The sequence below is a fragment of the Agromyces ramosus genome, assembly GCF_004216665.1.
In the GTDB taxonomy this organism is placed as follows: Bacteria; Actinomycetota; Actinomycetes; order Actinomycetales; family Microbacteriaceae; genus Agromyces; species Agromyces ramosus.
On sequence record NZ_SGWY01000001.1, the window covers coordinates 1,305,313 to 1,318,543 of the forward strand.

Annotated in this window: 11 protein-coding genes; 10 read left to right on the forward strand and 1 reads right to left on the reverse strand. The window is 70.4% G+C overall.

Annotation, left to right across the window (positions count from 1 at the left end; translation table 11 throughout):
* Positions 1 to 9: 9 nt before the first annotated feature.
* From EV187_RS06125 to EV187_RS06170, 10 genes are all read left to right on the forward strand, one after another.
* Complete coding sequence (locus EV187_RS06125; RefSeq protein WP_130352052.1) at positions 10 to 1,545, forward strand: sugar ABC transporter ATP-binding protein; 1,536 nt, start codon at positions 10 to 12, stop codon at positions 1,543 to 1,545.
* Positions 1,542 to 2,600 carry an ABC transporter permease gene (locus EV187_RS06130; protein WP_130352053.1) on the forward strand — a complete coding sequence of 353 codons (1,059 nt, stop codon included), beginning with the start codon at positions 1,542 to 1,544 and terminating at the stop codon, positions 2,598 to 2,600. The genes EV187_RS06125 and EV187_RS06130 overlap by 4 nt, the downstream gene beginning before the upstream one ends.
* The gene (locus EV187_RS06135) at positions 2,593 to 3,705 is read left to right on the forward strand and encodes an ABC transporter permease (RefSeq protein ID WP_130352054.1); all 1,113 of its coding nucleotides are present in this window, start codon (positions 2,593 to 2,595) and stop codon (positions 3,703 to 3,705) included. Before EV187_RS06130 ends, EV187_RS06135 begins: the two co-directional genes overlap by 8 nt.
* A gap of 29 nt (positions 3,706 to 3,734) precedes the next feature.
* Positions 3,735 to 4,805: a rhamnose ABC transporter substrate-binding protein gene (gene rhaS, locus EV187_RS06140; protein WP_130352055.1), complete on the forward strand. Its 1,071-nt coding sequence runs from the start codon at positions 3,735 to 3,737 to the stop codon at positions 4,803 to 4,805.
* A 172-nt stretch (positions 4,806 to 4,977) separates the two neighbouring features.
* Positions 4,978 to 6,423, forward strand: coding sequence for an L-fucose/L-arabinose isomerase family protein (locus tag EV187_RS06145; RefSeq protein WP_130352056.1), 1,446 nt, complete (start codon positions 4,978 to 4,980; stop codon positions 6,421 to 6,423).
* Between the two features lie 100 nt (positions 6,424 to 6,523).
* Positions 6,524 to 6,952, forward strand: a complete 429-nt coding sequence (locus EV187_RS06150; protein ID WP_130352057.1) for an L-rhamnose mutarotase — start codon at positions 6,524 to 6,526, stop codon at positions 6,950 to 6,952.
* The gene (gene rhaI, locus EV187_RS06155; protein ID WP_130352058.1) at positions 6,949 to 8,115 is read left to right on the forward strand and encodes an L-rhamnose isomerase; all 1,167 of its coding nucleotides are present in this window, start codon (positions 6,949 to 6,951) and stop codon (positions 8,113 to 8,115) included. The genes EV187_RS06150 and rhaI overlap by 4 nt, the downstream gene beginning before the upstream one ends.
* 4 nt (positions 8,116 to 8,119) lie before the next feature.
* Positions 8,120 to 8,998 (forward strand): alpha/beta hydrolase, encoded by an 879-nt coding sequence (locus EV187_RS06160; RefSeq protein WP_130352059.1) that lies wholly within the window; start codon positions 8,120 to 8,122, stop codon positions 8,996 to 8,998.
* A 21-nt stretch (positions 8,999 to 9,019) separates the two neighbouring features.
* A complete protein-coding gene (locus EV187_RS06165) occupies positions 9,020 to 11,056 on the forward strand; it encodes a bifunctional aldolase/short-chain dehydrogenase (RefSeq protein WP_130352060.1) in 2,037 nt (678 codons plus the stop codon).
* The gene (locus tag EV187_RS06170) at positions 11,053 to 12,507 is read left to right on the forward strand and encodes a rhamnulokinase (protein WP_130352061.1); all 1,455 of its coding nucleotides are present in this window, start codon (positions 11,053 to 11,055) and stop codon (positions 12,505 to 12,507) included. The genes EV187_RS06165 and EV187_RS06170 overlap by 4 nt, the downstream gene beginning before the upstream one ends.
* Positions 12,508 to 12,512: 5 nt before the next feature.
* On the opposite strand, the gene EV187_RS06175 is transcribed toward EV187_RS06170, so the two are convergent.
* Entirely contained in the window at positions 12,513 to 13,085 is a 573-nt protein-coding gene (locus tag EV187_RS06175) for a hypothetical protein (RefSeq protein ID WP_130352062.1), read from the reverse strand.
* Between the last annotated feature and the right edge of the window lie 146 nt (positions 13,086 to 13,231).

Sequence of the window (13,231 nt, forward strand, 5' to 3'; positions counted from 1 at the left end):
GTGCTACCGATGTCGCCAGAACCGACCACCGACGTCGGCACACCACCGCCGACCGTGCTCGCCCTGCGCCACGCCGCGAAGACCTTCGGTCCCGTGGTCGCCCTGGCCGATGGCACGATCGAGCTTCGTGCAGGCGAGATCCACGCCCTCGTGGGTGAGAACGGCGCGGGCAAGTCGACCCTCGTGAAGATCCTCGCCGGCCTCTACCACCCGGATGCCGGGGAGTTCACCGTCGACGGGCAGCCGGTCGCCTTCCGTACGGTCGCCGACAGCAAGGCCGCCGGCATCTCGGTCATCTACCAGGAGCCGACGCTCTTCCCCGACCTCACGGTCGCCGAGAACATCTTCATCGGGCGCCAGCCGAAAGGGCGAAGCGGCCTGATCAGCCGCGCACGCATGCGCACCGAGGCGCGCTCGCTGTTCGAGCGGCTCGGAGTGCCGATCGATCCCGACCGCATCGCCGAGGGCCTCTCGATCGCCGATCAGCAGATCATCGAGATCGCGAAGGCGATCTCACTCGACGCGAAGGTGGTCGTGATGGACGAGCCGACCGCGGCGCTCTCGGGGGTCGAGGTCGACCGCCTCTTCGCCGTGGCCCGCGGGCTCCGCGATGGCGGCGCCGGGATCCTGTTCATCTCGCACCGCTTCGACGAGATCTTCGCGCTCACCGACCGCATCACCGTGATGCGCGACGGCCGCTACATCGGCACCCACGACACCGCCGCCGTCACGACCCCGGTCATCGTGCGCGAGATGGTCGGCCGCGACATCGCACAGCTCTTCCCCAAGGTCGAGGCCGAGATCGGCGACGCCGTGCTCACGGTCGAAGGGCTCTCGAGTGCGGGCGTGTTCAGCGACATCGACTTCGAGGTGCGCTCCGGCGAGATCGTCGCCCTCGCCGGACTCGTCGGCGCCGGCCGTACCGAGGTCGCGCGGGCGGTGTTCGGCATCGACGGCTACGACCGGGGGAGCGTCGAGCTGCTCGGCCGACCGCTACGTCCGCGTGATCCACAGGCCGCCATCGACGCCGGCATCGGGTTCGTCCCCGAGGACCGGCGCAAGCAGGGGCTCGTCATGGACCTCTCGGTTGCCCGGAACGCGACGCTGACCTTGCGCAACTCGCTCGCGCGGTTCGGCCTCATCAACGGCGCCCGCGAACGCGCCGTCGCCGCGGAGTGGACGAAGCGCCTCCAGGTGAAGACGGGCTCGCAGGAGTACACGGTCGCCACACTGTCGGGGGGCAACCAGCAGAAGGTCGTCCTCGCCAAGTGGCTCGCCACCGAGCCGAAGCTCCTCATCGTCGACGAGCCCACCCGCGGCATCGACGTGGGTACGAAGGCCGAGGTGCACCGACTCCTCTCCGACCTCGCGGGGCGCGGCATCGCGATCCTGATGATCTCGTCAGAGCTTCCCGAGGTGCTCGGCATGGCCGACCGGGTCCTCGTCATGCACGAAGGCCGTATCACCGCCCAGCTCGATCGAGCGGATGCCACACCTGAAGCCGTGATGCACGCGGCGACCGCCTCACGGGAGCACAGCGCATGACCGACACCGTCACGTCGACGCCCACGCCGGCGCCGACTCCCCCGCCCCGGAAGTCCCGAGTGGGCGGCTCGCGCCTCGCCGCGGTGCTGCGCCTGCGCGAGTTCCCGGTCGCGCTCGCGCTCATCCTGCTTGTGCTCATCACGTACGCGGCCAACCCGCTCTTCCTCTCGCCGCAGGGCACGAAGGACCTGCTGCTCAACGCGACGATCATCATCATCCTCGCCGTCGGCCAGGCGATCGTGATCATCACACGCAACGTCGACCTGTCAGTGGGATCGATCCTCGGCCTGGTCGCATTCGGCACCGGTTCGCTCTTCGCGAACGTGCCCGGCATCCCGATCATCGCGGTCTTCGCGGTCGGGCTCGCCTTCGGCGCGATCCTCGGCGCGATCAACGGCCTCCTCGTGACCCTCGCCCGCGTGCCGGCGCTCGTCATCACGCTCGGCACGCTGTACATCTACCGCGGCCTCAACAATGCGTGGGCCGGCGGCACGCAGTACTTCGCTGGCGACCGCCCGGATGAGTTCGGCGCGCTGTCGGTCGACACGATCCTCGGTTTCCCGATCATCACGCTGCTCGCCGTCCTCGTGGTCGTCATCGTCGCGATCGTCATGGCGGGCACGCGAGCGGGTCGCGACCTCTACGCGATCGGATCCGATCCCGACGCCGCGACCCTCTTCGGCATCCCGGTCGGCCGCCGCGTCTTCATCGCCTTCGCCGTGAACGGGCTGCTCGCAGGCCTCGCGGGCGTGCTCTACGCTTCCCGCTTCAATTCCGTGGGCGCGACGACGGGAACGGGCCTCGAGCTCGACGTCGTCGCTGCGGCGGTCGTCGGCGGCGTCGCGATCTTCGGCGGCAGCGGCTCGGTGGTCGGCGCCGCGATCGGCGCCCTCCTCCTCACGACGATCACGAGCGCGCTCACCGCGCTGCGGGTCGACAAGTTCTGGCAGCAGGCGATCGTGGGCGTGCTCATCCTCGCCGCGATCATCATCGACCGCGTCGCGAGCATCCGAACCGCTCGCCGACTCCGAATGAGCGAGGCACGCGATGTCTGACCCCCGAAGCACGGAGACGGTGGAGCCCACCGCGACGTCGACCGTCTCGGCCGACACGACGAAGACGCTCCGCGACGAGCCGCGCGGCCGCACCGGCTGGGCCCGCATCCTGCTCGGGCGCGACGCGATCATGATCTACCTGCTCATCGCGACGATCATCATCGCGATGATCTCGATCCCCCGCTTCGCGTCGCCCGTGACCGTCGGCTTCCTCCTGCTCGACGTGATCCCGGTGCTGCTCATCGCGATGCCGATGACCCTCATCATCATCACGGGCGAGATCGACCTGTCGGTCGCGTCGATAGCGGGACTCACGAGCGCCCTCATGGGCGTGCTCTGGCAGGCCGGGTGGGACATCGGAATCGTGCTCGTCCTCGGACTGGTGATCGGCGTTCTCGCCGGCATGTTCAACGGCTTCCTCGTCGCCGTCTTCGGGCTTCCGTCGCTGGCGGTGACGATCGGCACCCTGGCGCTGTTCCGCGGGCTCGCGCTCGTCGTCATCGGCGACAACGCCGTCGCGAACTTCCCGCCCGAGCTCACGGGGTTCTTCACATCGAAGATCGGCGCGACCGGAATCCCCACCGTCATGATCGGCGTGGTGCTCATCGTGGCCGTCTTCGGTGTGATCCTGCACTTCACCCCATTCGGGCGCGGCCTCTACGCCCTCGGGTTCAGCACCGAGGCGGCGAGGTTCGTGGGCATCCACGTTGCCCGATCGAAGTTCTGGCTCTACGTCGCATCCGGTGGCGTGTCGGCCCTCGCCGGCATCTTCTGGACGCTCCGCTACTCGAGCGCCCGGTCCGACAACGCGAGCGGGCTCGAGCTCGCGGTGATCGCGGCAGTGCTCCTCGGCGGCGTGTCCATCTTCGGCGGCAAGGGCTCGATCCCGGGCGTCGTCGCCGGTGTCCTCCTCATCGGCACGATCAACTATGCGCTGCGACTCGGACGCGTCTCCGATGTCGTGCTCATCATCGTCACCGGCACGCTGCTGATCGCCTCGGTCGTCGCACCGAGCATCTTCGATGCCGTGAAACGCCGACGCCACGATCGCCGTGTGCGCCGCGAACTCCCCCAGGCTCAGCCCTCGGGGTCGGTCAGCGCCTAGCACCTGGCGCATGAAGGAAGGAAGAGACAATGGAGTTGTTCCGCACTCGCACCGGTCGGGCCACACGCGCCCGCCGGATCGCGACCATCGCCGCAAGCGCGGCGACCATCGCCCTCATCGCCACGGGTTGCGCCGCCGGCGGGGGCTCGGAGTCCGGCGAAGGCTCGGGCGCCGAGGGCGACCAGACGATTACGTTCATCCCGAAGCAGCTCAACAACCCGTACACCGACGTGGTGCTCGGCGGCGGCGAGGAAGGCGCTGAGGAGGCAGGCTTCGCGTCGAGCGCGGTCGTCGGTCCGCTCGACGCGAGCGCGTCGAGCCAGGTCTCGTTCATCAACGCCGAGACCCAGGCAGGCACGAACGTCATCGTCATCGCCGCGAACGACCCCGACGCGGTCTGCTCCGCGCTCGAGGAGGCGCGAACCGGCGGGGCCAAGATCGTCGCCTTCGACTCCGACGCGAACCCCGACTGCCGCGATGTGTTCATCAGCCAGGTCGTGGCGAAGGAGGTCGCGCTCATCCAGGTGGAACTCATCGCCGAGCAGATCGGCGGCGCCGGTGAGATCGCGATCCTCTCGGCCACCGCGAACGCCACCAACCAGAACGAGTGGATCAAGTTCATGGAGGAGGAGCTCGCGTCGAACCCCGACTACGCCGACATCGAGCTCGTCGCGAAGGTCTACGGCGACGACGACGACACGAAGTCGTTCCAGGAGGCCCAGGGCCTCATGCAGGCGTATCCGAACCTGAAGGGCATCATCTCGCCAACGACGGTCGGCATCGCCGCGACGGCGCGTTACCTCTCCGAGTCGGAGTACAAGGGCAAGGTGGCCCTCACGGGTCTCGGTCTGCCCAACGAGATGCGCCCGTTCGTGAAGGACGGCACCGTCACCGAGTTCGCACTGTGGGACCCGGCGCAGCTCGGCTATGTGGCGGCGTTCGCCGGCAAGGCCCTTGCTGACGGCGACATCACCGGCGCGGTCGGCGACACGTTCGAGGCCGGCGAGCTCGGCGAGCGCGAGATCGAAGAGGGCGGCATCGTCATCGTCGGTCCGCCCACCGTGTTCAACGCCGACAACATCGACGACTACGACTTCTAGTCGCTGAACCCGGGCGGATGCCGCGAGCCGCGGCTGCGGCATCCGCCCACTCTTCAGGCACCCGCCTGTACGCCGTTTCGGAGTTCCGCAGGACCGCCCGCCACCCGCGGACACCGGCGGAGCTGCCGAATCCGTGGACAGACCCGCCAAGCTCACGAAGGAGTGACGACCCATGACCGACGCACCCGCACGCGACGTGAGCGGACTGCTGCCGCCGAAGGCGCGGCGCAAACCGCGCATCGGCCTGGTCGCCGGCGGACTCGGCACCTACTGGCCGCAGTTCCCCGACCTGCTGCCCCAGCTGCAGGAGTCCGCACGCTACGTGTCGGAGCGATTCCGCGGCATGGACGCCGAGGTGACCGACGTCGGCTTCATCTCCGACGCGCAGGAGGGCTCGGTCGCCGCCGAGCAGCTGCGGCAGGCCGACTGCGACCTCATCGTGTTGTTCCTCACGACCTACCTCACGTCGTCGATGGTGCTGCCGATCGCGCAACGCGCGAACACGCCCGTGCTCGTGATCGACCTGCAACCGACCGAGAAGATGGACCACGCCTCGTTCGACACCGGCAAGTGGCTGGCGTACTGCGGGCAGTGCCCGGTGCCCGAGGTCGGCAACGTGTTCCGGCGGGCCGGTATCCCGTTCCGCAGCGTCTCGGGCTGGCTGCGCCAGGAGTCGGCGTGGCAGCGCATCGAGCGCTGGATCAATGCGGCGCACGTTCGCGCGGCGCTCCGCCACGCGCGACACGGCCTCATGGGCCACGTCTACCCGGGCATGCTCGACGTGTCGACCGACCTCACGCTGCTGCCCGTCACGTTCGGCTCGCATGTCGAGGTGCTCGAGTTCGATGACCTGCGGGTTCGCGTCGAGCGGGTCACCGACGCCGAGACGAGCGACCGGATGTCCCTCGCCCGCGAGATCTTCACGCTCGACGACACGGTCAACGACGAGGACTTCGCCTGGGGCGCCCGCGTCTCGGTGGGACTCGATCGCCTCGTCGAGGACTTCGATCTCGATTCGCTCGCCTACTACCACCGCGGACTCGACGGCGAGCAGCACGAACGCCTTGGGGCGGGCATGATCCTCGGTGCGTCGCTCCTGACGGCGAGGGGCATCCCCGCGACGGGCGAGTACGAGTTGCGCACCACGGTCGCCCAGCTCGCGACGCAGGTCGTCGGCGCGGGCGGGTCGTTCTGCGAGATCCAGGCGCTCAACTTCGAAGACAACGTGGTCGAGATGGGCCACGACGGCCCGGCGCACCTCGCGGTGTCGGCCCGCGACCCGCTGCTGCGGGGGCTCGGCGTCTACCACGGCAAGCGCGGTTGGGGCGTCTCGGTCGAGTTCGACGTGCAGTCCGGGCCGGTCACGCTGCTCGGACTCGGGCAGGACCGCGACGGCGGCCTCGCGTTCGTGGCGTCCGAGGGCACCGTGGTGCCGGGACCGCTGCTCGAGATCGGGAACACGACCAGTCGGGTCGACTTCGGGCGCGACCCGGGCGAGTGGGTCGATGAGTGGTCGGCGACCGGGATCGGCCATCACTGGTCGTTGTCGGTCGGCCATCGTGCCGGCGATTACCGCGCGGCGGCCTCGCTGCTCGGTATCGACTACCGGGAGGTGTGAGGCGCGTGTACTGTGATGGAAAGCGCATTCCCGATTGCGAAGCCGAACGTCGTGATCTAAACTTGAAACGATTCATTCACGAGAGAGACGGAACTCGACGATGAGCGAGACCAGCGGCCCAGGCGTCGCGCCCTTCGAACGCGTGTGCTTCCAGCTCCAGGTGAAACCCGAGCGCATCGATGAGTACCGCGAGCGCCATGCCGCTGTCTGGCCCGACATGCTCGAGGCCCTCAAGGCGACCGGTTGGAACAACTACTCTCTCTTCCTTCGCGATGACGGACTGCTCATCGGCTACGTCGAGACGCCGTCGATCGTTGACGCCCAGGCCGCGATGGCGCGCACCGACGTGAACGCCCGATGGCAGGCCGAGATGGGCGACTTCTTCGTCGACCTCGACGTGCCGCCCGACGAGGGATTCGTCAGGCTCACCGAGGTGTTCCACCTCGAGGACCAGCTCGCCGCGCTCGACGACGACGCGGCATCCGACCCCGCCCTCAGCGGCACCAGCACAGAAAGCAGCGACTCGTGAGCACCCTTCCCAGCAACCTCCTCGACCAGCTCGAACTGCAGTCGATCGAGCTCCCCTCCTGGGCGTTCGGCAACTCGGGCACCCGCTTCAAGGTGTTCGCCACGCCGGGCACGCCCCGCGACCCGTACGAGAAGATCGCGGATGCCGCGCAGGTCCACGCGTACACGGCGCTCGCGCCGACGGTGGCGCTGCACATCCCGTGGGACAAGGTCGACTCCTACGACGACCTGCGCAAGCACGCCGAAGACCAGGGCGTCGCGCTCGGCACCATCAACTCGAACACCTTCCAGGACGACGACTACAAGTTCGGCGCACTCACGCACGAGGACGCCGCCGTACGGCAGAAGGCGATCGACCACCACTTCGAGTGCATCGACATCATGCACGCGACCGGCAGCCGTGACCTGAAGATCTGGCTCGCCGAGGGCTCGAACTACCCCGGCCAGGCCGACCTGCGCGGCCGTCAGGACCGCCTGCACGAGTCGCTCGCCACGATCTACGAGCGCCTCGGCGACGAGGACCGCCTCGTGCTCGAGTACAAGTTCTTCGAGCCGGCGTTCTACCACACCGACGTTCCCGACTGGGGCACGAGCTACGCCCAGGTCGCGGCGCTCGGCGACAAGGCGATGGTCTGCCTCGACACGGGCCACCACGCGCCCGGCACGAACATCGAGTTCATCGTCATGCAGCTGCTGCGCCTCGGCAAGCTCGGCTCGTTCGACTTCAACTCGCGGTTCTACGCGGACGACGACCTCATCGTGGGCGCCGCGGACCCGTTCCAGCTGTTCCGCATCATCTTCGAGGTGATCCGCGGCGGCGGCTTCAACCACCCCGACGTGGCATTCATGCTCGACCAGTGCCACAACGTCGAGGACAAGATCCCCGGCCAGATCCGCTCCGTGCTCAACGTGCAGGAGATGACGGCTCGCGCGCTCCTCGTCGACACCGACGCCCTGCGTGCGGCGCAGGTCGCCGGCGACGTGCTCGAGGCCAACCGCATCTTCATGGACGCGTTCTACACCGATGTGCGGCCCGCCCTCGCCGAGTGGCGCGAGTCGCGCGGCCTGCCCGCCGACCCGATGGCCGCGTTCGCGGCATCCGGATACCTCGCCCGGATCGCGGCCGACCGCGTCGGCGGCGTGCAGGCCGGATGGGGCGCCTGAGCCGATGACGCAGCAGACGCCGTTCGCCGCGGCCGACGGCCTCGTGCGGGTGTACCCGGCGGATGCCGCGGGGGCCCGTCCGACGCCGTGCCTCGTGTGGGCGCATGGCGGCGGCTTCGTCGCGGGCGACCTGGACATGCCCGAGGCCGACCGGCTGGCCCGGACCTTCGCCGCGCGCGGCGTCACCGTCGTCTCGATCGACTACCGCCTCGTGGGCGACGGCGCCGGACGGTATCCCGCAGGCTCGGACGACGTGCTCGCGGCGTGGCGCTGGACCCTCGAGCACGCCGAGGAGCTCGGCCTCGATTCCACGCGGCTCGCGATCGGCGGGGCCAGCGCCGGCGCGAACCTCGTGACGGGCGCCGTGCTACGGCTGCTCGGCCGTGCTCCGGCGGCGACCGGCCCGGCACTGCCCGCCGGCGTCTTCCTCGCCTATCCGACCCTGCTCGCGGTGCAGCCCGCGCCGGGGCCCGAGCTCCGCGCCGCACTCGACGCGAACCCCGCGGCCGACCGGTTCGGCCCCGACGCCGTGCGCGACATGTACGAGACCTACCTCGGCGGCTCCGTCGACGACGCGCCGCTCACCGCGGTGCCGGGTCTCGCCGAACCGTCCGACGTCGTCGGCTTCCCGTCGACGATCGTCGTGAACGGCGACGTCGACGAGCTCCGCGTCTCCGGCGAGCTCTTCGCGGCGACCCTCGCCGCGGCCGGCGTCCCCGTCGAGCTCGCGTTGGAGCCCGGTACCGAGCACGGCCACCTCAACGAGGCCGACGAGCCCGCCGCATCCGCCACCGTCGACCGCGTCGCCGCCTGGATCGACCGCGGGTTCGAGCCCGCGGCATCCGGTGCGCTCGCGGCATCCGGCCACACGACCACCACCTGAACCCCACGAAGGAACCACCTCATGACGAACCAGGCAGCTGCCGACCTCATCGCGCGGTCGAACCGCCTCGGCGCCGACCCGAAGAACACGAACTACGCCGGCGGCAACACGTCGGCGAAGGGCACCGAGACCGATCCGGTCACCGGCGAGCCCGTCGAGCTGCTCTGGGTGAAGGGCTCGGGCGGCGACCTCGGCACCCTCACCGAACAGGGCCTCGCGGTGCTTCGGCTCGACCGCCTGCGCGCACTCGTCGACGTCTACCCGGGCGTCGACCGCGAGGATGAGATGGTCGCCGCGTTCGACTACACGCTGCACGGCAAGGGCGGCGCGGCGCCGTCGATCGACACGGCCATGCACGGCCTCGTCGACGCGGCGCACGTCGACCACCTGCACCCCGACTCCGGCATCGCCATCGCGACGGCCGCCGACGGCGAGGAGCTGACACGGAAGATCTTCGGCGACAGGGTCGTGTGGGTGCCCTGGCGCCGACCGGGCTTCCAGCTGGGCCTCGACATCGCCGAGGTCAAGGCGCAGAACCCGCAGGCGATCGGCTGCATCCTCGGCGGGCACGGCATCACGGCGTGGGGCGACACGTCGGAGGAGTCCGAGCAGAACTCGCTCTGGATCATCGACACCGCCGCGGCCTACATCGCCGAGCACGGCACGGCCGACCCCTTCGGCGCCGAGCTCGAGGGGCACGGTCCGCTCGAGGCATCCGAGCGCCGGGCGAAGGCCGCCGCGCTGGCGGCGACGATCCGCGGGCTGGCGAGCCACGACCGGCCGATGGTCGGCCACTTCACGGATGCCCCCGAGGTGCTCGACTTCCTCGCCCGCAGCGAGCACCCCCGCCTCGCCGCGCTCGGCACGAGCTGCCCCGACCACTTCCTGCGCACGAAGGTCAAGCCCATGGTGCTCGACCTGCCCGCCAGCGCGTCGATCGAGGACTCGGTCGCGCGCCTGAAGGAGCTGCACGAGGCCTACCGCGCCGACTACCAGGCGTACTACGACGCCCACGCCACGGCGGAGAGCCCCGCGATCCGCGGCGCCGACCCGCTCATCGTGCTCGTGCCCGGCGTCGGCATGTTCAGCTACGGCGCGAACAAGCAGACCGCCCGCGTCGCCGGCGAGTTCTACGTCAACGCGATCAACGTGATGCGGGGCGCCGAGGCGCTCTCCACGTACTCCCCCATCTCCGACGCCGAGAAGTTCCGCATCGAGTACTGGGCGCTCGAGGAGGCGAAGCTCCAGCGCATGCCGAAGCCGAAGCCGCACGCGACCCGCATCGCGCTCGTCACCGGCGCGGCATCCGGCATCGGCAAGGCCATCGCGACCCGCCTCGCCGCCGAGGGCGCCTGCGTCGTGATCGCCGACCTCGACCTCGAGAAGGCGCAGGCCGCCGCCGCCGAGATCGGCAACGCCGACGTGGCGATCGGGGTGCAGGCGAACGTGACGGATGCCGCGGCGGTCCAGGCCGCGATCGACGACGCGGTGCTCGCCTTCGGCGGGCTCGACCTCGTGGTGAACAACGCGGGCCTGTCGCTGTCGAAGCCGCTGCTCGAGACCACCGAGGCGGACTGGGACCTGCAGCACGACGTCATGGCCAAGGGCTCGTTCCTCGTGTCGAAGGCCGCCGCGCGGGTGCTCATCGACCAGGGCCTCGGCGGCGACATCATCTACATCTCCTCGAAGAACTCCGTGTTCGCCGGGCCGAACAACATCGCCTACTCCGCGACGAAGGCCGACCAGGCCCATCAGGTGCGCCTGCTCGCGGTCGAGCTCGGCGAGTACGGCATCAAGGTCAACGGCATCAACCCCGACGGCGTCGTGCGCGGCTCGGGCATCTTCGCGAGCGGATGGGGCGCCAACCGCGCCAAGACCTACGGCATCGAGGAGGAGGACCTCGGCAAGTTCTACGCCCAGCGCACGATCCTCAAGCGCGAGGTGCTCCCCGAGAACGTCGCGAACGCCGTGATCGTGCTCACCGGACCCGAGCTCTCGCACACCACCGGCCTGCACCTCCCGGTCGACGCGGGCGTCGCCGCCGCCTTCCTGCGATGAGCGCGGGGACCGGCGGCGTGCCGGGCGGGGGCACCGTCGCGGCGGTCGACCTCGGCGCGACCAGCGGACGCGTCATCCTCGGCCGTGTCGACGGACGGGCGGGCACGCTCGAGCTCGACCACGTCGCGCGGTTCCCGAACGACCCCGTGCGCCTCGCGTCCGGCCTGCACTGGGACTTCACGGGCCTGTACCGCGACGTGACGCGCGGGCTCGCCGACGCCTTCCGCCGCGATCCGGCGGTCGCCTCGATCGGCGTCGACTCGTGGGCGGTCGACTACGGCCTCCTCCGCGGCGACCGGCTGCTCGGCGAGCCGTTCCACTACCGCGACGAGCGCAACGAGCGCGGCGTCGAGGCGGTGCACCGGGTCGTCCCCTTCAAGAGCCTCTATCGCCGCAACGGCCTCCAGTTCCTGCCGTTCAACACGATCTACCAGCTCGCCGTCGAACGAGACGGCGGATGCCTCGACCTCGCCGATTCCCTGCTGCTCGTGCCCGACCTCGTCGGCTTCCAGCTCACGGGGGCGCGGGTGTCCGAGCGCACGAACGCGTCGACCACGGGCCTCGTCGGCGTGGAGTCGGGCGAGTGGGACGACGAGCTCATCGAGCGGCTCGGGCTCGCGGCATCCGTCTTCGCGCCGCTCGTCGACCCCGGCGAGTCGATCGGCGGACTGCGTCCGCGCGTCGCCGCCGACCTCGGCGCGCCGGCGGGGATCGAGGTCGTGGCGGTCGGCTCGCACGACACGGCGTCCGCCGTGGTCGCCGTGCCGATGCGCGCCGAGTCGGCGGCCTACATCTCGTGCGGCACGTGGGGCCTCGTCGGCGTCGAGCTCGAGCGCCCGGTGACGACGGATGCCGCACGGCTGGCGAACTTCACGAACGAGGGCGGCGTCGACGGGCGCGTGCGGTTCCTGCACAACGTGATGGGACTCTGGCTGCTCTCGGAGTCGGTGCGCTGGTGGGAACGCGACGGCGAGCGGATCGACCTGCCCGAGCTGCTCGCGGCCGCGGCATCCGTCACGGCCCCGGTCCCGGTGTTCGACGCGAACGACTCGAGCTTCCTCGCCCCGGGCGACCTGCCCGGCCGCATCACCGAGTGGTGCCTGGATCGCGGCATCGCCGCGCCGCAGGGCCGGGCCGAGTTCGCCCGCTCGATCATCGAGAGCCTCGCCGAGGCGTTCGCCGGGGCCGTGCGCGACGCGTCCATCCTCTCGGGGGTCGACGTCGAGACGATCCACATCGTGGGTGGCGGCGCTCTCAACGGCCTGCTCTGCCAGCGCACCGCCGACCGCGCCGGGTTGCCCGTGCTGGCCGGGCCCGTCGAGGCGACCGCGATCGGCAACGTGCTCGTGCAGGCCCGCGCCCAGGGCTTCGCGGGCGGGGACCTCGAGTCGCTGCGTGCGCTCGTCGCCTCGGCGTTCGCACCGACACGCTACGAGCCCTCAGCCTCCTGACCGGGTCAATGCCCGTGCGCGAGCTGCTGCAGCAGGACCACGGCGAGACCGAGCGCCACGAGGGCGCCGAGCGCGACGAGCTGCTTCCACCACGCGACCTGAGTCCGGCGCACCGCCACGAAGCCGATGAGGCCGAGGGTCACGAGGTAGACGACGGACGCGGCACGCAGCGCTCCGTCGAGCTCCAGCACGCCGAACGCCGCGAGCGCGAGGAGGATCAACGGCACGCCCGCCGAGGCGATCGCGGTGCCCGAGACGCGCAGCATGCGCCCCAGCTCGGTGCGGTCTGGGAACGCCGCGTGCACCGCGAGGTGCGCGATGACGTCGGCCACGAAGCCCGCGGCCGTGATCGCCACGATGCCGACGAGGAGCGTGAGGGCGGCCCGGTTCGCCGAGACGTGCTCGACGTTCGCCTGCTGCACCAGGACGATGGCGAGGCCGGTGAACGTGGCGTAGATGCGTTCCTTCAGCGCCTCGGCCCGCTCGTCGACGGGCCGCTCGGGGCGTGCCCGCTCGCGCTCGCCGAGCTCACGGTCGACCTCGCCGCCGGCGGCCCCACCCTCGTCGCGCTCCACCATGCGCGTCACGGTAGCAGTCGCGCCCAGCGCGCATCAGGCCATGACGGATGCCGCGGCGGGCGCGCGGCCGCGGGCCCGTTCGGTGTCGCGCATGCCGCGCGCTGCCTCCGCTCTCCGTGCGGCATCCGCTCTGCGAGCGGCATCCG

What these genes read in the sequence shown, in the direction of transcription:
- EV187_RS06125 (WP_130352052.1), top strand. Translation starts at nt 10, where the DNA reads ATGTCGCCAGAACCGACCACCGACGTCGGCACACCACCGCCGACCGTG.
- EV187_RS06130 (WP_130352053.1), top strand. Translation starts at nt 1,542, where the DNA reads ATGACCGACACCGTCACGTCGACGCCCACGCCGGCGCCGACTCCCCCG.
- EV187_RS06135 (WP_130352054.1), top strand. Translation starts at nt 2,593, where the DNA reads ATGTCTGACCCCCGAAGCACGGAGACGGTGGAGCCCACCGCGACGTCG.
- rhaS (WP_130352055.1), top strand. Translation starts at nt 3,735, where the DNA reads ATGGAGTTGTTCCGCACTCGCACCGGTCGGGCCACACGCGCCCGCCGG.
- EV187_RS06145 (WP_130352056.1), top strand. Translation starts at nt 4,978, where the DNA reads ATGACCGACGCACCCGCACGCGACGTGAGCGGACTGCTGCCGCCGAAG.
- EV187_RS06150 (WP_130352057.1), top strand. Translation starts at nt 6,524, where the DNA reads ATGAGCGAGACCAGCGGCCCAGGCGTCGCGCCCTTCGAACGCGTGTGC.
- EV187_RS06160 (WP_130352059.1), top strand. Translation starts at nt 8,120, where the DNA reads ATGACGCAGCAGACGCCGTTCGCCGCGGCCGACGGCCTCGTGCGGGTG.
- EV187_RS06165 (WP_130352060.1), top strand. Translation starts at nt 9,020, where the DNA reads ATGACGAACCAGGCAGCTGCCGACCTCATCGCGCGGTCGAACCGCCTC.
- EV187_RS06170 (WP_130352061.1), top strand. Translation starts at nt 11,053, where the DNA reads ATGAGCGCGGGGACCGGCGGCGTGCCGGGCGGGGGCACCGTCGCGGCG.
- EV187_RS06175 (WP_130352062.1), bottom strand. Translation starts at nt 13,085, where the DNA reads ATGGTGGAGCGCGACGAGGGTGGGGCCGCCGGCGGCGAGGTCGACCGT.